23 protein-coding genes are annotated in these 16,649 nt (G+C 70.9%); 13 read left to right on the plus strand and 10 right to left on the minus strand.

Annotation, left to right across the window (positions count from 1 at the left end; translation table 11 throughout):
• Positions 1 to 60: 60 nt before the first annotated feature.
• From IE066_RS06200 to IE066_RS06220, 5 genes are all read right to left on the minus strand, one after another.
• Positions 61 to 579: a pyridoxamine 5'-phosphate oxidase family protein gene (locus tag IE066_RS06200; RefSeq protein WP_229790745.1), complete on the minus strand. Its 519-nt coding sequence runs from the start codon at positions 577 to 579 to the stop codon at positions 61 to 63.
• A gap of 88 nt (positions 580 to 667) precedes the next feature.
• Complete coding sequence (locus IE066_RS06205) at positions 668 to 1,408, minus strand: sulfurtransferase (RefSeq protein ID WP_189447832.1); 741 nt, start codon at positions 1,406 to 1,408, stop codon at positions 668 to 670.
• 54 nt (positions 1,409 to 1,462) lie between these two features.
• Complete coding sequence (locus IE066_RS06210; RefSeq protein WP_189447834.1) at positions 1,463 to 1,810, minus strand: hypothetical protein; 348 nt, start codon at positions 1,808 to 1,810, stop codon at positions 1,463 to 1,465.
• A 31-nt stretch (positions 1,811 to 1,841) separates the two neighbouring features.
• Positions 1,842 to 1,994, minus strand: a complete 153-nt coding sequence (locus IE066_RS06215; protein WP_189447836.1) for a hypothetical protein — start codon at positions 1,992 to 1,994, stop codon at positions 1,842 to 1,844.
• 52 nt (positions 1,995 to 2,046) lie between these two features.
• On the minus strand, positions 2,047 to 3,675 hold the full coding sequence (locus IE066_RS06220; RefSeq protein ID WP_189447838.1) for a serine hydrolase: 1,629 nt from the start codon (positions 3,673 to 3,675) through the stop codon (positions 2,047 to 2,049).
• A gap of 89 nt (positions 3,676 to 3,764) precedes the next feature.
• On the opposite strand from IE066_RS06220, the gene IE066_RS06225 reads away from it, so the two are divergent.
• The 4 genes from IE066_RS06225 (at position 3,765) to IE066_RS06240 (ending at position 6,697) form a co-directional block, all read left to right on the plus strand.
• On the plus strand, positions 3,765 to 5,006 hold the full coding sequence (locus IE066_RS06225) for a TIGR03862 family flavoprotein (protein ID WP_189447840.1): 1,242 nt from the start codon (positions 3,765 to 3,767) through the stop codon (positions 5,004 to 5,006).
• A gap of 99 nt (positions 5,007 to 5,105) precedes the next feature.
• A complete protein-coding gene (locus tag IE066_RS06230) occupies positions 5,106 to 5,486 on the plus strand; it encodes a response regulator (protein ID WP_189447843.1) in 381 nt (126 codons plus the stop codon).
• A 10-nt stretch (positions 5,487 to 5,496) separates the two neighbouring features.
• The gene (locus IE066_RS06235) at positions 5,497 to 6,339 is read left to right on the plus strand and encodes a cyclic di-GMP-binding domain-containing protein, MshE-related (RefSeq protein ID WP_189447845.1); all 843 of its coding nucleotides are present in this window, start codon (positions 5,497 to 5,499) and stop codon (positions 6,337 to 6,339) included.
• A 142-nt stretch (positions 6,340 to 6,481) separates the two neighbouring features.
• Positions 6,482 to 6,697, plus strand: a complete 216-nt coding sequence (locus IE066_RS06240; protein ID WP_189447847.1) for a hypothetical protein — start codon at positions 6,482 to 6,484, stop codon at positions 6,695 to 6,697.
• A 36-nt stretch (positions 6,698 to 6,733) separates the two neighbouring features.
• Here the strand turns inward: IE066_RS06240 and IE066_RS06245 are convergent, their stop codons facing one another.
• From IE066_RS06245 to IE066_RS06255, 3 genes are all read right to left on the minus strand, one after another.
• A complete protein-coding gene (locus IE066_RS06245; protein WP_189447848.1) occupies positions 6,734 to 7,432 on the minus strand; it encodes a COG4315 family predicted lipoprotein in 699 nt (232 codons plus the stop codon).
• A 79-nt stretch (positions 7,433 to 7,511) separates the two neighbouring features.
• The gene (locus tag IE066_RS06250) at positions 7,512 to 8,621 is read right to left on the minus strand and encodes a sensor domain-containing diguanylate cyclase (RefSeq protein ID WP_189447850.1); all 1,110 of its coding nucleotides are present in this window, start codon (positions 8,619 to 8,621) and stop codon (positions 7,512 to 7,514) included.
• A 104-nt stretch (positions 8,622 to 8,725) separates the two neighbouring features.
• The gene (locus tag IE066_RS06255) at positions 8,726 to 9,406 is read right to left on the minus strand and encodes an SOS response-associated peptidase (RefSeq protein ID WP_268244859.1); all 681 of its coding nucleotides are present in this window, start codon (positions 9,404 to 9,406) and stop codon (positions 8,726 to 8,728) included.
• Between the two features lie 90 nt (positions 9,407 to 9,496).
• On the opposite strand from IE066_RS06255, the gene IE066_RS06260 reads away from it, so the two are divergent.
• The 9 genes from IE066_RS06260 (at position 9,497) to IE066_RS06300 (ending at position 15,791) form a co-directional block, all read left to right on the plus strand.
• A complete protein-coding gene (locus IE066_RS06260; RefSeq protein ID WP_229790685.1) occupies positions 9,497 to 10,270 on the plus strand; it encodes an alpha/beta hydrolase in 774 nt (257 codons plus the stop codon).
• Between the two features lie 60 nt (positions 10,271 to 10,330).
• Positions 10,331 to 10,639 (plus strand): HPF/RaiA family ribosome-associated protein, encoded by a 309-nt coding sequence (locus IE066_RS06265; protein WP_189447855.1) that lies wholly within the window; start codon positions 10,331 to 10,333, stop codon positions 10,637 to 10,639.
• Between the two features lie 69 nt (positions 10,640 to 10,708).
• Positions 10,709 to 11,509 carry a glucose 1-dehydrogenase gene (locus IE066_RS06270; protein ID WP_189447857.1) on the plus strand — a complete coding sequence of 267 codons (801 nt, stop codon included), beginning with the start codon at positions 10,709 to 10,711 and terminating at the stop codon, positions 11,507 to 11,509.
• Positions 11,510 to 11,557: 48 nt separating this feature from the next.
• Positions 11,558 to 12,397 (plus strand): NAD-dependent protein deacetylase, encoded by an 840-nt coding sequence (locus tag IE066_RS06275; protein WP_189447859.1) that lies wholly within the window; start codon positions 11,558 to 11,560, stop codon positions 12,395 to 12,397.
• 71 nt (positions 12,398 to 12,468) lie between these two features.
• Positions 12,469 to 13,446 carry an MBL fold metallo-hydrolase gene (locus IE066_RS06280; protein ID WP_189447861.1) on the plus strand — a complete coding sequence of 326 codons (978 nt, stop codon included), beginning with the start codon at positions 12,469 to 12,471 and terminating at the stop codon, positions 13,444 to 13,446.
• A gap of 66 nt (positions 13,447 to 13,512) precedes the next feature.
• Positions 13,513 to 14,412 carry an SDR family NAD(P)-dependent oxidoreductase gene (locus tag IE066_RS06285; RefSeq protein WP_189447864.1) on the plus strand — a complete coding sequence of 300 codons (900 nt, stop codon included), beginning with the start codon at positions 13,513 to 13,515 and terminating at the stop codon, positions 14,410 to 14,412.
• A gap of 60 nt (positions 14,413 to 14,472) precedes the next feature.
• On the plus strand, positions 14,473 to 14,802 hold the full coding sequence (locus IE066_RS06290) for a hypothetical protein (RefSeq protein ID WP_189447866.1): 330 nt from the start codon (positions 14,473 to 14,475) through the stop codon (positions 14,800 to 14,802).
• Between the two features lie 62 nt (positions 14,803 to 14,864).
• Complete coding sequence (locus tag IE066_RS06295) at positions 14,865 to 15,257, plus strand: hypothetical protein (RefSeq protein ID WP_189447868.1); 393 nt, start codon at positions 14,865 to 14,867, stop codon at positions 15,255 to 15,257.
• A gap of 60 nt (positions 15,258 to 15,317) precedes the next feature.
• Positions 15,318 to 15,791 carry an NUDIX hydrolase gene (locus IE066_RS06300; protein WP_189447871.1) on the plus strand — a complete coding sequence of 158 codons (474 nt, stop codon included), beginning with the start codon at positions 15,318 to 15,320 and terminating at the stop codon, positions 15,789 to 15,791.
• Here IE066_RS06300 and IE066_RS06305 read toward each other — a convergent pair whose 3' ends face one another.
• Together IE066_RS06305 and IE066_RS06310 are read right to left on the minus strand one after the other, a co-directional pair.
• On the minus strand, positions 15,792 to 16,058 hold the full coding sequence (locus IE066_RS06305) for a DksA/TraR family C4-type zinc finger protein (protein WP_189447873.1): 267 nt from the start codon (positions 16,056 to 16,058) through the stop codon (positions 15,792 to 15,794).
• Between the two features lie 121 nt (positions 16,059 to 16,179).
• Positions 16,180 to 16,647, minus strand: a complete 468-nt coding sequence (locus IE066_RS06310; protein ID WP_189447875.1) for a DUF1203 domain-containing protein — start codon at positions 16,645 to 16,647, stop codon at positions 16,180 to 16,182.
• Between the last annotated feature and the right edge of the window lie 2 nt (positions 16,648 to 16,649).

Genomic DNA, 16,649 nt, shown 5'->3' on the forward strand with positions numbered 1-16,649 from the left:
TCGCCAGCCCTTTCTCGTTGTCGCTTTCCGCGGATGTAGTGGCGATCGCCGCCGCGCGCGTTACTGCAGGTTGATGCGCTGGTTGTCGCTGAGCGCGCCGGGGTCCTTGGTCACCGCCGTCATCAGGAAGTGCAGCGCCTTGCCGGCGAGCGTGCCCGGGCCGTCCCAGTACTCCGCGCTCTGCGCCTCGACGCGGATCAGGCAGACGTTCGGGTCGTCCTTGCCGTCCTTGAAGTACACGCCCATGCCCGGCTTCCAGCGACGCTCGATCTCGGCGCGGTCGCGCACGATCGAGCCGCGGCCCGAGATGGAGATGTAGGTGCCGTTGTCCTTCGAGGCGAAGGCCACGTTGACCTGCGGGTTCGCCTCGATCTCGCGCACCTTCTCGCTGTCGAGGCCGGTGGCGAACCACAGGTCGCCGTCGAATTCGATCTCCGCCACGCCCAGCGGGCGGCTCAGCAGGCGCCCGTCCTCGCCCTGCGTGGTGAGCATCGCCACATGCAGGCCCTTGGCCAGCTCGCGCAGCTTCTCGATGTTGTCGTCGCGGTCCGGCGCCGCGGTGCGCATGTCGTCACGCATGTCCATCTCGTCTCCTCGGGATTGCGGCCTCGCCGCTTGCCACAAGGGGACCTCATCGACCGCCGACGCGGAGTGAAACGCCGGTGAGTCAGGCGGCGTCGTCGACCAGGGGCGACAGGTCGGGGGCCAACGCGACGCGGCCGTCGAAGACGAAACAGCGGCCATCAAAGCCGAAGCCGCCGACGCGCTCGAAGTAGCCCAGGATGCCGCCGTCGAGCTGCAGCACGTTGTCCATGCCGTCGCCCTGCAGCCAGATCGCCGCCTTCTCGCAGCGGATGCCGCCCGTGCAGAAGCTCACCACGGTGGCGTCGGCCAGGCCCTCGCGATGCGGCGCCAGCGCCGCCGGCAGGTCGGTGAAGTTGTCGATCGGCAGCGTCAGCGCGTTCTCGAACGTGCCGTAGCCGTATTCCTCGCGGTTGCGGGTGTCCAGCAATATGAGGCGGCGGCCGGCGTCGTCATGGCCCTGCGCGATCCAGCGCGCGAGCGTCGGCGGATCCACTGCCGGCGCGCGGGCGTCCAGCGGCGCGGTGCCGTCGCGGCGGAAGGTGATGATCTCGGGCTTGACCTTGCACTTCAGGCGGCCGAACGGCTGCGCACGGCTCCAGCTGCGCTTGACCTCCAGCCCGTCGAAGCGCGCATCGGCACGCAGTACGTCGAGCACCGCCTCCACCGCCGGCTCGTTGCCGGCGAGGAACAGGTTCACGCCCTCGGGCGCGACCAGGATCGTGCCTCGAACGTCACCCGCCTCGGCGGCGGCCTGAAGCGATGCGGCGAGCGCATCGGGGGCGTCGACGGTGGCGAAGTGGTAGGCGGCGATGTTCAGGAGCATGCGCGCCATTGTACGGAGCGGCCGCGCCGCCCCATCCCCGACGCGGGACCGCGTTCAGGCGGGGACGAGCGCGGCCAGATGCGGCAGCGGCTGCGGGCTGGCGACGAAGGTCGCGCCGTTGTGCTCCTGCTTGAACACGAAGCCGTGCGTCATCTGCAGGTCGTCGGGTACCCAGAACACGCGCGGTTCAAGGCGGAAGCCGCCTTCCCAGCCCGCGGCCAGCGCGGCTTCCTTCGCCGACTCCCAGCTTTTCAGGAAGGCGATGGACGAGGACGTATCGAGGCCCTCGCGCGGGTCGCTGCCCTCGCAGGGCACCGCCGCCACCTCCAGCGTCTCGCGCACGGTGCGCAGCTGGTGCCAGCCGTAGTCGATCGGCCCGATGGAATAGACGTGCCAGTTCATGTGCGGTCCCCCACCGCGTTCGTTACAGGCGTCAGCCCGGCAGCGGCAGGCCGAGGTGCGGCGCGGCGATCCAGTAGATCGCGCCGATCACCACGGCCCACAGCAGCAGGCGGACGAGCAGCCCCACGGCCTTGTACGCGAGGTACAGCCCGAGGATGACGACGAGTATCGCGATCCAGCTCATGCACGGTTCCGGTCAGGGGCAACGCAGCATAGACGGCGCGCGGCCGTCGCACTCATGACTTTGGTACCGGTGCGAGGCGCAGGTCGTGGAAATCGAAGCTGAAGTCGGTCATCGGCGACACCGACTGCATGCGCACGCCGCGGATCGCGCCGTCGTGGTCGAGGTCGAAGTCGACGAACGCATCCGCGTTGAGCCAGCGCTGGTCCCAGCGCACGATGAAGCTGTCGTGCTGCCAGTGCTCCAGCCGGCCGACCAGCTCGGGGGTCCTGGTGAAGCGCATGCGCAGGCCGTTGCCGGCGGGCTCGATGACCACGTCGCCGTACCAGGGGTCGCGGTAGGTGCCGGCGTAGCCCGTGAGCGGCAGCGACGTCTTGGACTTCGCGTCGCGCTTGGCCAGGTGCTTCTTCCAGCTCTCGTCCGCGTCGCCGCGCTGCTTGTCCAGCGCCTTGCCGTAGGCCGCCACCCAGTCGGTCTTCGGCGCGCCGGTGTAGGCGTCCAGAACGCGGTAGGTGATCGCATTGAACGCGCCACCGGACTCCGCATTCGTGAGCACGACCACGCCCACGCCGAGGCTCGGCACCATGGTCACCTTCGAAACCATGCCCGGCCAGCCGCCGGTGTGCCAGACCAGCTTGTGCCCGCGGTAGTCCGACAGGAACCAGCCCTCGCCGTAGCCGGCGAAATTCGGGGTCAGCGGAGCGAGCTCGGGTACCGTCGGCCGCGAGACGGGAATCGGCGTTACCAGCTGCCACATGCCCTGGTGGCGCTTCTCGCTGACGAGGCGGCGGGCGTTCGCCCCCTCGCCCTCGATTACGCCGCCCGCCAGCTGCACCTGCATCCAGCGCGCCATGTCGTGCACGCTCGAATACATGCCGCCGGCGCCGGCGACGTTCGACCAGGTCATCGGCGCGGCCAGCGGGCGCACGTCCTTGAAGTCGATCGGCGCGTGGCCGATCGCGACCTCGTCGCCGGGCTTGAGGAAATCCGAGTTGTAGCGCGTCTCGTCCATGCCCAGCGGATCGAGGATGCGTGACTGCAGGAAGCTGCGGAAATCCTGCCCCGACACGTGCTCGACCACCTGCTGCGCGACGCCGAACAGGATGTTGTCGTAGGCGTACTGGCTGCGGAATCCGCCGGTGATCGGCACGTCCTTGAGGCGGCGCGCGACTTCCTCGCCGCTGTAGGTGGTGCCCGGCCAGTACAGCAGGTCGCCCGCGCCGAGGCCGAGGCCAGAACGGTGCGCCAGCAGGTCGCGGATGCGCATCTCGCGGGTGACGTACGGATCGGACATGCGGAACCACGGCAGGTGGTCGATCACGCGGTCGTCGAGCGAGAGCTTGCCGTCGTCCGCCAGCATCGAAATCGCCGTCGCGGTGAATGCCTTGGTGTTCGACGCGATCGCGAAGCGCGTGTGCGCGGTCACCGCGCCGGGCTTGCCCATCTCGCGCAGGCCCCAGCCCTTCTCCAGCACGATGCGGCCGTCCTTGACGATGGCGACGGCGATGCCGGGCACATCGAATCGCTGGCGCGTGCCCTCGACGAAGGCGTCGAGGTCGGCGAGTTGCGCGGGCAGCGCGTCGCGCGCGGCTTCCGCAGGCAGGGCCTGCTCGACCTGCGCATGGACGGGCGCGACGAGCAGCAGCGGGAGGGCGAGCAGGCAGGCGGAAAGACGTGGCGTCATCGAGGTCGTGTCGTCGTTCGAAGCGCCGACGATACCGTGCGGACGGCCGGTGCAGGCATGCTGTGCGGCCCGAATCGATGTCCCGTGCCATGTCGCCGCCCCGTTCCGAACTCCCCGGCCTCGCCATCGTCGGCGGTGGGCCCGCCGGCCTGATCGCGGCCGAGGTCGCGCGCGCCGCGGGCGTCGAGGTCGAACTGTTCGATGCCAAGGGCTCCGTGGGCCGCAAGTTCCTGATCGCCGGCAAGGGCGGCCTCAACCTCACGCACTCCGAGCCGCGCCCCGCGTTCGACGCGCGCTACAGGGAACGTGCGCGGGAGGTCGGGCGCTGGCTGGACGATTTCGATGCCGACGCGCTGCGCGACTGGGCGCGCGGGCTCGGCGTGGAGACCTTCGTCGGCACCTCGGGCCGCGTGTTTCCCACCGACCTCAAGGCCGCGCCGCTGCTGCGCGGCTGGGTGCGGCGCCTGCGCGAAGCCGGCGTGCGTTTCCACGTGCAGCATCGCTGGACGGGCTGGGCCGACGACGGCGCGCTTCGCTTCGATACGCCCGATGGCGAGCGCGAATACGCCGCGCGCGCCAGCCTGTTCGCGCTCGGCGGCGCCAGCTGGCCGGAGCTCGGCTCCGACGGCGCGTGGGTCGTACGGTTTCGCGACGCTGGCATCGACGTGACGACGCTGCGTCCATCCAACTGCGGATTCGACGTCGCCTGGACGCCGCACTTCGCCCAGCGCTTCGCGGGTGCGCCGCTCAAACCGGTGATCGCGCACTGGACGGACGCGAGCGGCATCGAGCGCGCGCTGCAGGGCGAATGCGTGGTGAGTGCGGCGGGCGTCGAAGGCAGCCTCGTCTACGCGATGTCGGCCGACCTGCGCGAGTCCATCGACCGCGACGGCCACGCCCTGCTCCAGCTCGACCTCGTGCCTGGCCGCGACGAGGCCATGCTGCGCGCCGCGCTGGCCCGTCCACGCGGCGGGCGCAGCCTGTCGGACCATTTGCGTCGCGCGGCCGGCGTGCACGGCGTACGCGCCGGCCTGCTGCACGAGGCGCTCGGCCATCCGCTCACCGACGACCCGGTGCGCCTGGCCTCGGCACTCAAGCGCCTGCCGTTGCGACTCGTCGCGCCGCGCCCCATCGACGAGGCGATCAGCTCGGCCGGCGGCGTCCGCCTCGAAGCGCTCGACGACGGCCTGATGCTGCGCCAGCGCCCGGGCACGTTCGTCGCCGGCGAGATGCTCGACTGGGAAGCGCCCACGGGCGGCTATCTGCTCACGGCCTGTTTCGCGAGCGGGCTGCGGGCAGGACGCGCGGCGGTCCGGCACCTTCGCGCGTGAAGCCCTCAAGGAAGCGCGGCGCCTGCCGTTAGCACGTTCGGAGGGCCGATCACGACGCCCACGGCATACGCGCGCCGCACTCGCGCCAGGACATACGACATGACCGCCCGTCCCACCGTTCTGCTCTGCGACGACTCCCGTGCGCTGCGCATGCTTACCGCGCAGCAGATCGACGCCTGCGGCTACACGCTCGCGGGCGAAGCCGAAAACGGTATCCGGGCGGTCGAGCAGTACCTCGCGCTCAAGCCCGCGGTGGTGCTGCTGGACCTCGTCATGCCGAAGGTCGACGGCAAGGCCGCGCTCAAGCGCATCCTCGAACTCGATCCGGCCGCCAAGGTCGTGGTGCTGAGCTCGCTGGGCGCCCAGAACGACATCGAGCAGTGCCTGGCCATGGGCGCCAAGAGCTACCTGCAGAAGCCGATCGACCGCGACACCCTCGCGCGCGTGCTGGCCGAAGTCACCGCCGAAGCCACCGCCTGAGGCCCCGACCATGGCAGCCAAGTTCTTCGGCCAGTTCCTGCTGGAAAAGGGCGTCATCGACGCGGCACAACTGCTGCGCGCGCTCGAGATCCAGCGCGTTTCCAACCCCGCGCTGGGCGAGATCGCCTGCGAGAAGGGCATGCTCACCGCCGACCAGGCGCTGGCCATCAACGAGCGCCAGCGCCGCGAGGACCGCCGCTTCGGCGACATCGCGCAGTCGATGGGCCTGCTGACGGCCGACGAGGTCGGCGTGCTGCTCGATGCCCAGAAATCGCGCCGCAAGCTGTTCGGCGAGATCCTCGTCGAGGAAGGCTTCCTGGACCGCGAGCGCCTGGAAAGCGAGCTTCGCATCCATGCCGGCGAGCGCGACGAGGCGATGCGCTCGCTCGACGCGCTGCAGGCCGCGCACCAGCTCGGCCGTCGCATGGGCAACTCCATCGCGACCTGCAACAAGCTCTTCCCGCGCCTGCTGCGCACCCAGTGCCAGTTCTCGAGCGTCGCCGATCCGAAGAACCCGCCGACGACCGACGTGATGGCGCTGGTGCGCGTCGCCGCCGAGCGCCCGCTCGCCATCGGCATCGCCTGCGATACCGCAACCATGCAGGCGATGGCGCAGGCCTTCCTCTCCATCCCTGCCGAGGCCTGCGACGACGAACTCGCCCTGGATGCCCTGGGCGAGCTGGTCAACGTGCTGATGGGCTACGTCGTCAAGGACAACCTGCCCGACGACGCCAACTACCGCGCCTCGCCGCCGGACTTCGAGACGCCGGTGTCGGCGCTGGACGACGGCATGCACGTGCTGGTGTCGATGACCTCGCAGCTCGGTCCGTTCCTGCTGGTGCTGGGCGACTGACGAAGCCGACCGCCGCCTGATGGACCACGGGGCGGCCACCACGCGCCGCCCGTCCGCTCACCCGCGGTGCGACGCGCATTTCACGCGGCCTTGAGGGTTCCGGCGACGAGACTGACTCCCGCATGACCGGGGAGAAGTGCCGATGAGCCAAGAGATACAGCCGACGAGCCTGACCCCGCGGGAAATCTGCGCGCTCCGCCTGCTGGCGGTCGACGCCCGCGCCCGGATCGACAAGCAGCTCGAGGACGAGCTGTACGCGAAGGGCCTGCTGCAGAGCGCCTGGGACCGCGCGCTTTCGCCGGCCGGCCGCGATGCGATCCACCTTCAGATGGACGCAGCGCGCCGCGCGGTGGGCTAAACGGGCGGCCGGCAGCGCCGGCCACCGCGCCTTGGCTCAGCCGCCCGTCGTGGGCTGGGCCGTGCCATTGGTGCCCGCGCCGTTCGCGCCGGCGCCTGTGGAACCGCCCGTCGTCGAACCGCTGGTGGTACCCGACTGCGCGGCCGCGCCCCCGGCCATCTCGGCCGTGGCGAGATGCCAGGTGCCATAGCGGTCCTTCACTCCGTCGCCGTTGGCGGCACCGGCGCCCGCGTCGGCGGCGTAGCGGTAGAGGGGATGACCGTTGTAGACCACCTGCGTGCCGCCCTCGGGGCGGTTGACGGTGGTGATCATCGCGCCCTGCAGCCCCGGCCCGCCGTTCGGCTGCTGGCCCGACACCAGTACTGGCGGCCAGGCCTGCAGGCAGTCGCCGGCGCACTTGCTGCCATCGCGGTCGCCCTCGACGTAGTACAGCGACTGGCCTGCCGAATTGCTGAGGTACGGCCCGCGCGGCCCCTGCGGGACCAGCACCAGCGTCGGAGCGCTGCCGGCGCCGGTGCCAGGCTGCGAGGCGCTGTTGCCCAACGCCGGGCTGGCCGAGTCGACCGGCGGGGCACCGGGGCCTGCCGCGGTCGAGCCGTTGTTGGCCGTCGGGCGATCGATCGTGCCGTCGGCCAGCGTGTCGTTGCTGCCCTGCCCCCGCTGGCAGGCGGTCGCCGCAACGGCGGCGAGCAGCGCGACGCCGAGCAGGCGCGCGGCGGAAAGTCGGTCGTGCATGTGGGGCCTCCCTTCGTGGGTCGCGGCGATGCCGCATCGCCGTCTGGATAGCCCCACACGCGTGAGCGTGCGGTCGCGCTCAGCGCTGGCGGCGCGCGCGCTTCTGCTCGTACATCCGCGCATCGGCCGCCTGCATGACGTCGGACGCGTGCGCCTCGCCGTCGTGGATCACCCAGCCCACGCTGCACTTGATCCGCAGGCGCACGCCGTTGACCACCCGCGGCCGTGCGAGCTCGTCCTCGACCGCGTCGGCCACGGAACGCACGTCGCGATCGGCGTCGCGCAGCGAGGACAGCAGCACCACGAACTCGTCGCCGCCCAGGCGCGCGACCACGTCGGTATCGCGCAGCGTTTCGCGCAGTGCGGCGGCGGTGGCGCGCAGCACCTGGTCGCCCATCGCATGGCCGTACGTATCGTTGACGTCCTTGAAATCGTCGAGGTCGATGAACAGCAGGCCGAAGCGGTGCGGCTGGCCCATGTGCGCGCTGCAGACCGCCTCCAGCTGCGCCTCGAAGGCCGAGCGGTTGGGCAGGCCCGTGAGCGCATCGAGTGACGCGGCGCTCTGGTACATCTGCGCGGTGGCCTGCGTGTCCAGCAGTACGTCGTGCAGGCGCCGCAGCAGGCGTGCGTTCTCCTCGAGCGCGAGCTGCCGGCCCAGCGCCCCGCCGGTGGCGTTGCCCATCAGGCCGATCGCCTGCGCGTCGATGTCGTCGAATGCGTGGGTGACCGATGAGCAGACCTCCAGTACGCCCAGAACGGAGTCGCCGTAGCGCATCGGCGCGGCGATCAGCGAGTGCAGCGACTGGCGACGGCGCGCGCCGCCGCGGATGCGTTCGTCCGTGGCCGTCGCATCGCTGCGCAGCAGCACGCCGCTCTCGAGGCAGGCACGCGCGAGCGTCGCGCCGCCGTTGTAGTCATCGACGTCGAGCTTGGCCATCTGCCCCATCGCGCAGGCGATCGACAGGCCGGCATCGGCGCCGTCGAGCAGCACCACGCCGCCGGTGGCGCGGGTGATCTCGACCGCCTTTTCCAGCGCGTACTCGATGAAGGACTGCGTGGTTCCCGGATGCTCGGTCACGGCGCCCAGCGCGGCGACCAGCCCGCGCAGGCGATGGATCTCGCTGTCCTTCGACGAGGACGCGATCCAGGGCAGGCCCCGCTCGCCGCGAGGTCGTCCGGGGGTCAGCACGATGGCATTAGTCCTGCACTTACGACCCGACCGATGCTGAGCGCGCGCCCATCAAGTGCGCGTGAGCCGCGATGAATGCAGTTCACGTTTTCGAATGGCCTGCGTCACGCGGCCGGGAGCGCGATTCGCGCGACAAGGTCGGGACGATCGTTGCGGACGTTGCCGACAGCGCGATCCACCGGATACGCCTCCACCGCCGCTTCGGGCGCGGCAATGGCGATCGACATCGCCTCGTCGGGCCCGCCATGCAACCAGTCGTGGAACACGTCGGCGGGCAGTACGAGCGGCATGCGGTCGTGGATCGCCACGAGCCCGGGATCGGCTTCGCGGGTGATGATGCTGTAGGTCAGGAGCTCACCGCCCGCGCCATCGGGGCGCGCCTCATAGAGCCCGGCGAAGAACATCACCGGCGCGTCGACCGGATGGATAAAGTAGGGCTGCTTGCCACCGGCGACGGGCTGCCACTCGTAGTAGCCCGACGACGGCACCAGGCAGCGCCGCGACTTCCAGGCCGAGCGGAAGGCCGGCTTGGTGGCCACGCCGTCGAGACGCGCATTGATCGTGCTGTAGGCCAGCCGCGTGTCCTTCGCCCAGGGCGGCAGCAGGCCCCATCGCATCGGCAGCACGCGCCCGCCTTCGCCCGTCGGCACCACCGCCCAGCCGCGCTGGGTGGGTGCGCGGTTGTAGGTGGCCGGCGGGTCCTCGGCGGGCGTTTCGATGGGAAAGGCCGCGGCGGCCGCGCGGACCTCCGCCCATGTCGCCTTCAAGGTGTCGCGTCCGCACATGCCGCGACTCTACGACCCCGTGCAGCGCCAGTCCTGCACCGGCGCATCACGCCGCGCTGCGAAGACTGCCGTTTCACGAACGGAGGTCGCATGCGCCTGCTGCGCTGGTCGGTGGTTCTGCTTGCCGCGAGCGCGCTGCTCGCCTGTGCGTCGAAGCGCATGGAATCGCCGCGGCCGGTGCCCACCGCGCTGCTGCCGTCGAACGACGGCTCGCACCGGCTGGTGGTCGTGCTGCCCGGCCGGCGCGACCGCTTGGAATCGCTGCGCCGCAGCGGCGTCGGCGAGGCCGTCCAGCGCGTCTGGCCCGATGCCGACGTGCTGTTCGCCGAGCTGTCCATGCCCTACTACCTCGACCGCAGCGCCGCCCAGCGGCTGCACGACGAGGTACTGCTGCCCGCGCGTCGCCGCGCCTACACCGAGATCTGGCTGGTGGGCGCGTCGCTGGGCGGCATGGGTTGCCTGCTCTACGACCGCATGTATCCCGGGCAGGTCGACGGCATGGTGCTGCTCGCGCCCTACACGGGCGAACGCGCGATCCACGACGAGATCCGCGCGGCCGGCGGCCTGGCGACGTGGCAGCCACCGGCCGGCGCGGCCGACGACGAGGACGGCTGGCAACGCGAACTCTGGGCGCACCTGAAGACTTGGGCCCACGAGCCCGCGCGCACCCGCGATGTCTGGCTCGCCTATGGCGATGCCGACTACCTGCGCGAAGGCATGCCGCTGGTCGCCGGCCTGCTGCGCCCGGAGCACGTGCTGGTGAGGCCGGGCGGCAAGCACGCATGGAGCACGTGGACGCCGGCCGTCGAGGACGTCTTCCGCCGTATCGACGCCGAACGCGCGTCCCAGCGCGAAGCCCGCTGAACTTTTCATCCACGCCCGCTGGTCTAGCTTGGCCACAGGTCCACGAAGGGAACACGCCGCATGCATATCGAGATCAACCACGACCGCAACATCAATCACGACGAGTCGGTCGAACGCCACGTGCGGCAGGCGCTCGACACCGCGCTTTCGCGCTTCTCCGGCCAGGTGACGCGCGTCGAGGTGCACCTGCACGACAAGAACGCCGACAAGAAGGGCGGCAACGACAAGCACTGCCTGCTCGAAGCCAAGGTGGAGGGCCGGCCGCCGCTGGCCGCGTCCGACGAGGCGGACACGCTCGCGGCGGCGATCAGCGGCGCCGCGAAGAAGCTGCAGCGCCGCCTGGACACGGACCTCGGCCGCCTGCACTGAGCCCGCGCGACCGGCATCGTCCGAAGCGATGCCGGTCGCCTTCGTCGAAACCGAGCCGAGGCGCGTCGCATGGGCCTGACCCCACCGATTCCCGTTGCCGACCCGCAGCCCATGCGCGGGCGCGTGGTGCTGGTCACGGGTGGTGCGCAAGGCATCGGCCGCGGCATCGCGCAGTGCGTGCTCGCGACGGGCGGCGCGGTGGTGATCGGCGACTCCGACGTCGAGGCCGGGCAGGCCTGCCTCGATGAATGGGATGCCGGCGCATCGGCGATGTTCCTGCGGCTCGACGTTTCGAAGGAAAGCTCGATCCGCCGTTTCGTCGACGCTGCGCAGGGCACGTTCGGCCGCATCGACGGGCTGGTGAACAACGCCGGCATCGCCGACCCGCAGACCGGTCCGCTCGAGCGACTCTCGCTCGCCGACTGGAACCGCTACATCGCCACCAACCTCACCGGCGCCTTCCTGTGCAGTCGGCAGGCGCTGCCCGCGCTGCGCGAAGCCCGAGGAAGCATCGTCAACATCGCCTCCATCCGCGCACTTCAGTCGGAGCCGGATACCGAGGCCTATGCCGCGACCAAGGGCGGCCTCGTCGCCTTTACCCACGCGCTGGCGATCAGCGCGGGTCCCGAGGTGCGGGTCAACTGCATCAGCCCCGGCTGGGTGCCGACGGAGGCCTGGCAGAAACCGGCCTCCCGTCGAAAGCCGTCGCTGAGCCGCACCGACCGCTCGCAGCACCCGGTCGGCCGCGTCGGCGTGCCCGAGGACATCGGCGCGCTCGCCGTCTACCTCATGTCCGCTGCGGCGGGTTTCATTACGGGGCAGAACTTCGTGGTCGACGGCGGCATGAGCCGCAAGATGGTCTACGACTGAGCCTCGCCCTCATCACGCCAACGCGCGCGGCGCCGCTAGCATTCGGCAATGGATGTGCCGGCCACCCTTGACGAGATAGAAGCCGCGCATGCGCTGCGCGAGTGGCTTTCGCCCCTGCGGCGCGTTTTCGTGCTGACGGGCGCGGGCATCAGCACCGCATCCGGCATTCCCGACTACCGCGACGAGGCCGGCGGCTGGAAGCGCCAGCCGCCCGTCACCTACCAGGCGTTCACCGGCGACGAGGCCACGCGGCGGCGCTACTGGGCGCGCTCCTTCGCCGGGTGGCCGCGCTTCGACGCCGCCGCCCCGAATGCAGCGCATGCCGCCCTCGCCGCCTGGCAGGGCACCGGGCGCGTGTCGATGCTGTTGACCCAGAACGTCGACGGCCTCCATGAGCGCGCGGGCAGCCGCGGCGTCGTCGACCTGCACGGCCGCCTCGACACCGTCGTCTGCCTGGCCTGCGGCGAGCGTACGCCGCGCGCCTTGTTGCAGGCTCGGCTGGCCGACGCGAACCCCGGCTGGGTCGATACGGTCGCCGCCTTCGCTCCCGATGGCGACGCGGACATCCAACGCACGGACTTCAGTGGCTACTTCGTGCCCGACTGCCTGCGCTGCGGCGGCATGCTCAAGCCCGACGTCGTGTTCTTCGGCGAGAACGTGCCGCGCGAGCGCGTACAGGCGGCGCACGACGCCCTGCTCGCCAGCGACGGCCTGCTCGTCGTCGGCTCCTCGCTGATGGTCTATTCCGGTTTCCGCTTCGCCCGCATGGCGCACGAGGCCGGCCTGCCGATCGCCTCCGTCACGCTGGGCGCCACCCGTGCCGACGACCTGATCGCGCTGGCGCTGCGCGCCGATTGCAGTCGGGTCCTGCCCATCGCCACGGCCTGAACAGGGCGCTCTCACGAGGCGGCGACCGCGCGCCGTGGAGACTCCAACGCAACCCCCCGGCGCCCGCGGCCATGAAGATCCACCACCTCAACTGCATCTCCACCTGCCCGCTCGGCGGGCGGCTGATGGACGGGTTCACGCCGTCGATGGTGGAACGCGGCCACCTCACCGCGCACTGCCTGCTGGTGGAGGCGCCGGACCGACTCATCCTCGTCGACACCGGCATGGGCCTGCGCGACGTTCGCGATCCGCGCAGCCGGCTCTCGCGCTTCTTCCTCGGCCTCGTCGCACCGGATTTCCGCGAGGAGATGACCGCGATCCGCCAGGTCGAGCGCATGGGCTTCGACCCGCGCGACGTTCGCGACATCGTGATGACCCACCTTGATTTCGACCATGCCGGCGGGCTGGACGATTTCCCCCATGCGCGCGTGCACATGATGACCGCCGAGCGCGAGTACGCCGAGAAGCAGCGCACGTGGCTGGACCGCCAGCGCTTCCGGCCGCAGCAGTGGTCCACGCGTCGACAGTGGCATACGTATGCCGGCGCATCGGGCGAGCCGTGGATGGGCTTCGACTGCGTGCGCAACCTCGAAGGCCTGACGCCCGATCTTTTGCTGGTGCCGCTGGAGGGCCACACGCACGGCCATGTCGGCGTGGCGGTGCGCAGCGAAGGCCGCTGGAAACTCAACGCCGGCGACGCGTACTTCTATCACGCGGAAATGGACGTGGTGCGCCCGCACTGCACGCCCGGCCTGCGCTTCTACCAGTGGATGATGGAAAAGGACCGCGCCGCGCGCCTGCGCAACCAGGAGCGCCTGCGCGAACTGCGCCGCCAGCACGCGGTCGACGTCGACATCTTCTGCTCGCACGATGTACTCGAGTTCGAACGCCTCGCCGGACGCTCCGCGCGCATTCCCGCCGACCGCCTGCGTGCCGACGGCGTCCGCCACCGCGCACGTGTCGCCGAGCCCGACTGGATGTTCGACGACCTGCAGATTCCGACGCGGCCGTCGACGCATCGCCCCGACGGCCGCGGCCGCGCACACTGACCCGCGCACACCCGGCCGCGACGGCGGCTCCTGCAGTCTGCACGCAGTTCCCCGCAGGAGACCGCCATGCCGGCCCCCACCGTCGTCATCACCGGCGCGTCCAGCGGCTTCGGCCGCGGCGTCGCGCTTCGCCTCGCGCAGCAGGGCTGCAACCTCGTGCTCGCCGCGCGCCGCGGCCACCTTCTCGAGCAGCTCGCGACCGAATGCGGCCGCAACGCCATCGCCGTGCACTGCGACGTCGGCAATCCCAACGAGGTCGAGAAACTCGCCGCTGCGGCGATCGCGAAGTTCAACCGCATCGACGTGTGGATCAACAACGCGGGCGTCGCCGCGCTGGGCGCGTTCGAGCGCATTCCGCTGGAGGACCACCTGCGCGTGATGCAGACCAACCTCGGCGGCGCCATCGCCGGCAGCCACGTGGCGCTGCGCCATTTCCGCCAGGTCGGCGCCGGCACGCTGGTCAACGTCGCTTCGATGCTGGGCCGCACGCCGGCGCCGTACTACGCGTCCTACTGCGCGACCAAGTACGGGATCGTCGGACTGTGCGATGCGCTGCGGCAGGAGATGGCGGCGCAGGGCGCAAACGACATCCGCATCTGCGCCGTGCTGCCCATGGCCGCCGACACGCCGTTCTTCGACCACGCGGCCAATTACACCGGCCATACGCTGCAGCCGTTCCCGATCACCGATGCCGAGGAGGTCGTCGAGGCCATCGTCGGCGTGGTCAACGCGCCGCAGGACGAGGTCACCGTCGGCATGTCCGCCACCGCGGCCGTGATCGCCGAACGCCTGTCGCAGACCGTCACGCACGGCATGACCGGCGCGATGCAGCAGTTGCTGGTCGACGACGCACCGGAGGCGCCGCACGAGTCCGGCAACCTGCACCGCCCCCTCGCAATCGGCACCGGCGTGCACGGCAGCATCCTGCAGCGGCTCGACGTCGAGCGGCAGCAGCGGCGCCACTGACGGCCACGCGCGGGTAACGGCCGCGCTGGCAGCCTCGATCACGAACACGGGAGAACGGCAATGACGCGCGACAGCAAACAGGAAGACGGTGGCTACGGCAGCAGTAACCTCGTCGGCAGCGACCAGGGCGGCACGCGCGCGGCGATCGAATCGCGCGACGCGGTGCGCGATGCGCGCGATCACGCGCATCGCAACGAGGCGGGCGCAGCACGCAGCGACCTCGGCCGCCTCGCGGGCGGCGGAACGGCGAGCGATGTGCACGGCGCCAGCGCCGACGCGCCCGCGGGCACCCACTCGCGCGCAGGATCGACCGTCGGCACGCGCGCCTCGGCCGGGCGCAACGATTCCGACCGCGACTCCCGCGACGGCGGCAACAGCCTGCAGGACTGAGCCTGCTCGCGCATCGCGCCGCGACCATGCAGACTGCGCGCCCCTGACGCCGACCCGACCGCATGCCCGTCTCGTCCCGCCCCCGCCACCCGCGCCGCCGCCCCGATGGCGATGGCCGCGGCGGCAACATGCCTGCCGTCGCGCACCTCGTCGCCGAGGATGGGCAGATCGTCGGCGGCATCGCGCGGCGCGACGACGAGTACGCGTTGGTGCTCGGCGGCCGCGTGATCGCGTCCACCGACAGCGCCGGCATGGCCATCGCCATGCTGCGCCATGCACGTGCCACGCTCTCCGCGGACGACACGAGGCTCGCGATCCGCATCGCCCCGGCGCTGGAAACACCTGCGACGCAGGAGGCCGACGACGCCGGCATGACGCTGGAGGCCTACCTCGCCGCACTCGAAGCCGAGCGCGTCGAACGTGCCGACGAGCGCGGCGGCCCGGGACTCCAGTAGGGATTCACGTCGCCGACGCGGGCGTCGCGCGAGAGTGCGCGACGCAACGACGGACGACGCATGCCCCAGGAAAGCGCCGGAATCCTGCTCTACCGCCGCAACCCCGCCGGACTTGAGGTGCTCCTCGCGCATCCGGGCGGGCCCTTCTGGCATTCGCGCGACGAAGGCGCGTGGTGCATTCCCAAGGGCGGGCGCGAGGACGGCGAAACGCCTGAACAGACAGCGCGGCGCGAGTTCGAGGAAGAACTCGGCATGCCGGCCAAAGGTCCGCTGCAGCCGCTGGGCCGTCTGCGCCAGAAGGGCGGCAAATGGGTCGAGGCCTATGCCATGGAGGGCGAGTTCGAGCCCGAACGACTCAACAGCATCATGTTCCGCATGGAGTGGCCACCGCGCAGCGGGCGCTTCAGCGAATTCCCCGAGGTGGATCAGGCGCGTTGGTTCGCGCTGGCGGAGGCGCGCGGGATGATTCTGGAGAGCCAGCGTCCGCTGCTCGACCGCCTCGACACCCTGATCAACGGCGGCCCGCTGATCTGATCAGCGCAACTGGCTGTCCTTGCTGCCGCGGCGGTTGTAACCCGCGTGGTCGCGTTCCTCGGCGTCGAGGATCTCCTGGCAGGCAATGCACAGGCGCACGCCCGGCATCGCGGCGCGGCGGGCCTCAGGAATCGGCGCATCGCATTCCTCGCAGCGCTCGCGCCCGGGCCCCTGCGGGAGCCGGCTGCGCGCTCGGCGAATCGCGTCGCCCACCGTCGCGTCGATCTGGTCCTGTACCGCGCCGTCGCCCGCCCAGCCTGTCGCCATGACCGCATCCTCCAAGTACGCGGCGAGCATAGGCCCGCGGCGGTGAACGCGCGACGATCACGCCGCCCGCTGCGCCTTGCCGGATGCCGGATGCCGGATATCGGACCGACGATGGCGCGATTCAGGCCCGCTCGATGCGTGCGGCGTAGCAGCCGCGACGGGCGAAATGCGCCTGCACGTAGGACACGCGCGGGTCGTCCAGAAGACGCATGACCGCATCCCTCGCGAGGGCGCCTTCGACCACGTCGGCATCGACCATCATGTGCGCCGTGTCGAACGCACGGAGCGACAGCAGGCGCCGGGCGAGCGCGCCGGGCAGCCGGCCCTCGACGATGCGCGGCGCCGCGGCGCCCTCCTCCACGAAGATCGCGTGGGCGGCGCGGTACGGCGTGTCGGCGGGCTGGTGCACGTGGTTCACGAGCAACGCGGTCTCGCCGGGTTCGAGGTCGCGCAACCGCACGCGCCCGGGCATCGCGCGAGGCTCGGTGGCCCGCATCCTGATGGCGCCGTGCCCTGCGAGCTCCGTTTCGTGGAGGCCGTAGAGATGCATGAAGGGCGCGGGGTCGAGGCCGATGACGCGGAAATCCATGG

It is taken from the genome of Cognatilysobacter xinjiangensis (assembly GCF_014651995.1).
Taxonomy (GTDB): domain Bacteria; phylum Pseudomonadota; class Gammaproteobacteria; order Xanthomonadales; family Xanthomonadaceae; genus Cognatilysobacter; species Cognatilysobacter xinjiangensis.

Excerpts from the sequence above, each read along its gene's own strand:
- IE066_RS06215 (WP_189447836.1), bottom strand. The coding sequence starts at position 1,994 with ATGAGCTGGATCGCGATACTCGTCGTCATCCTCGGGCTGTACCTCGCG.
- IE066_RS06205 (WP_189447832.1), bottom strand. The coding sequence starts at position 1,408 with ATGCTCCTGAACATCGCCGCCTACCACTTCGCCACCGTCGACGCCCCC.
- IE066_RS06230 (WP_189447843.1), top strand. The coding sequence starts at position 5,106 with ATGACCGCCCGTCCCACCGTTCTGCTCTGCGACGACTCCCGTGCGCTG.
- IE066_RS06210 (WP_189447834.1), bottom strand. The coding sequence starts at position 1,810 with ATGAACTGGCACGTCTATTCCATCGGGCCGATCGACTACGGCTGGCAC.
- IE066_RS06275 (WP_189447859.1), top strand. The coding sequence starts at position 11,558 with ATGGATGTGCCGGCCACCCTTGACGAGATAGAAGCCGCGCATGCGCTG.
- IE066_RS06220 (WP_189447838.1), bottom strand. The coding sequence starts at position 3,675 with ATGACGCCACGTCTTTCCGCCTGCCTGCTCGCCCTCCCGCTGCTGCTC.
- IE066_RS06265 (WP_189447855.1), top strand. The coding sequence starts at position 10,331 with ATGCATATCGAGATCAACCACGACCGCAACATCAATCACGACGAGTCG.
- IE066_RS06235 (WP_189447845.1), top strand. The coding sequence starts at position 5,497 with ATGGCAGCCAAGTTCTTCGGCCAGTTCCTGCTGGAAAAGGGCGTCATC.
- IE066_RS06225 (WP_189447840.1), top strand. The coding sequence starts at position 3,765 with ATGTCGCCGCCCCGTTCCGAACTCCCCGGCCTCGCCATCGTCGGCGGT.
- IE066_RS06305 (WP_189447873.1), bottom strand. The coding sequence starts at position 16,058 with ATGGCGACAGGCTGGGCGGGCGACGGCGCGGTACAGGACCAGATCGAC.
- IE066_RS06290 (WP_189447866.1), top strand. The coding sequence starts at position 14,473 with ATGACGCGCGACAGCAAACAGGAAGACGGTGGCTACGGCAGCAGTAAC.
- IE066_RS06260 (WP_229790685.1), top strand. The coding sequence starts at position 9,497 with ATGCGCCTGCTGCGCTGGTCGGTGGTTCTGCTTGCCGCGAGCGCGCTG.
- IE066_RS06200 (WP_229790745.1), bottom strand. The coding sequence starts at position 579 with ATGCGTGACGACATGCGCACCGCGGCGCCGGACCGCGACGACAACATC.
- IE066_RS06280 (WP_189447861.1), top strand. The coding sequence starts at position 12,469 with ATGAAGATCCACCACCTCAACTGCATCTCCACCTGCCCGCTCGGCGGG.
- IE066_RS06300 (WP_189447871.1), top strand. The coding sequence starts at position 15,318 with ATGCCCCAGGAAAGCGCCGGAATCCTGCTCTACCGCCGCAACCCCGCC.
- IE066_RS06295 (WP_189447868.1), top strand. The coding sequence starts at position 14,865 with ATGCCCGTCTCGTCCCGCCCCCGCCACCCGCGCCGCCGCCCCGATGGC.
- IE066_RS06285 (WP_189447864.1), top strand. The coding sequence starts at position 13,513 with ATGCCGGCCCCCACCGTCGTCATCACCGGCGCGTCCAGCGGCTTCGGC.
- IE066_RS06240 (WP_189447847.1), top strand. The coding sequence starts at position 6,482 with ATGAGCCAAGAGATACAGCCGACGAGCCTGACCCCGCGGGAAATCTGC.
- IE066_RS06270 (WP_189447857.1), top strand. The coding sequence starts at position 10,709 with ATGGGCCTGACCCCACCGATTCCCGTTGCCGACCCGCAGCCCATGCGC.
- IE066_RS06245 (WP_189447848.1), bottom strand. The coding sequence starts at position 7,432 with ATGCACGACCGACTTTCCGCCGCGCGCCTGCTCGGCGTCGCGCTGCTC.
- IE066_RS06255 (WP_268244859.1), bottom strand. The coding sequence starts at position 9,406 with ATGTGCGGACGCGACACCTTGAAGGCGACATGGGCGGAGGTCCGCGCG.
- IE066_RS06310 (WP_189447875.1), bottom strand. The coding sequence starts at position 16,647 with ATGGATTTCCGCGTCATCGGCCTCGACCCCGCGCCCTTCATGCATCTC.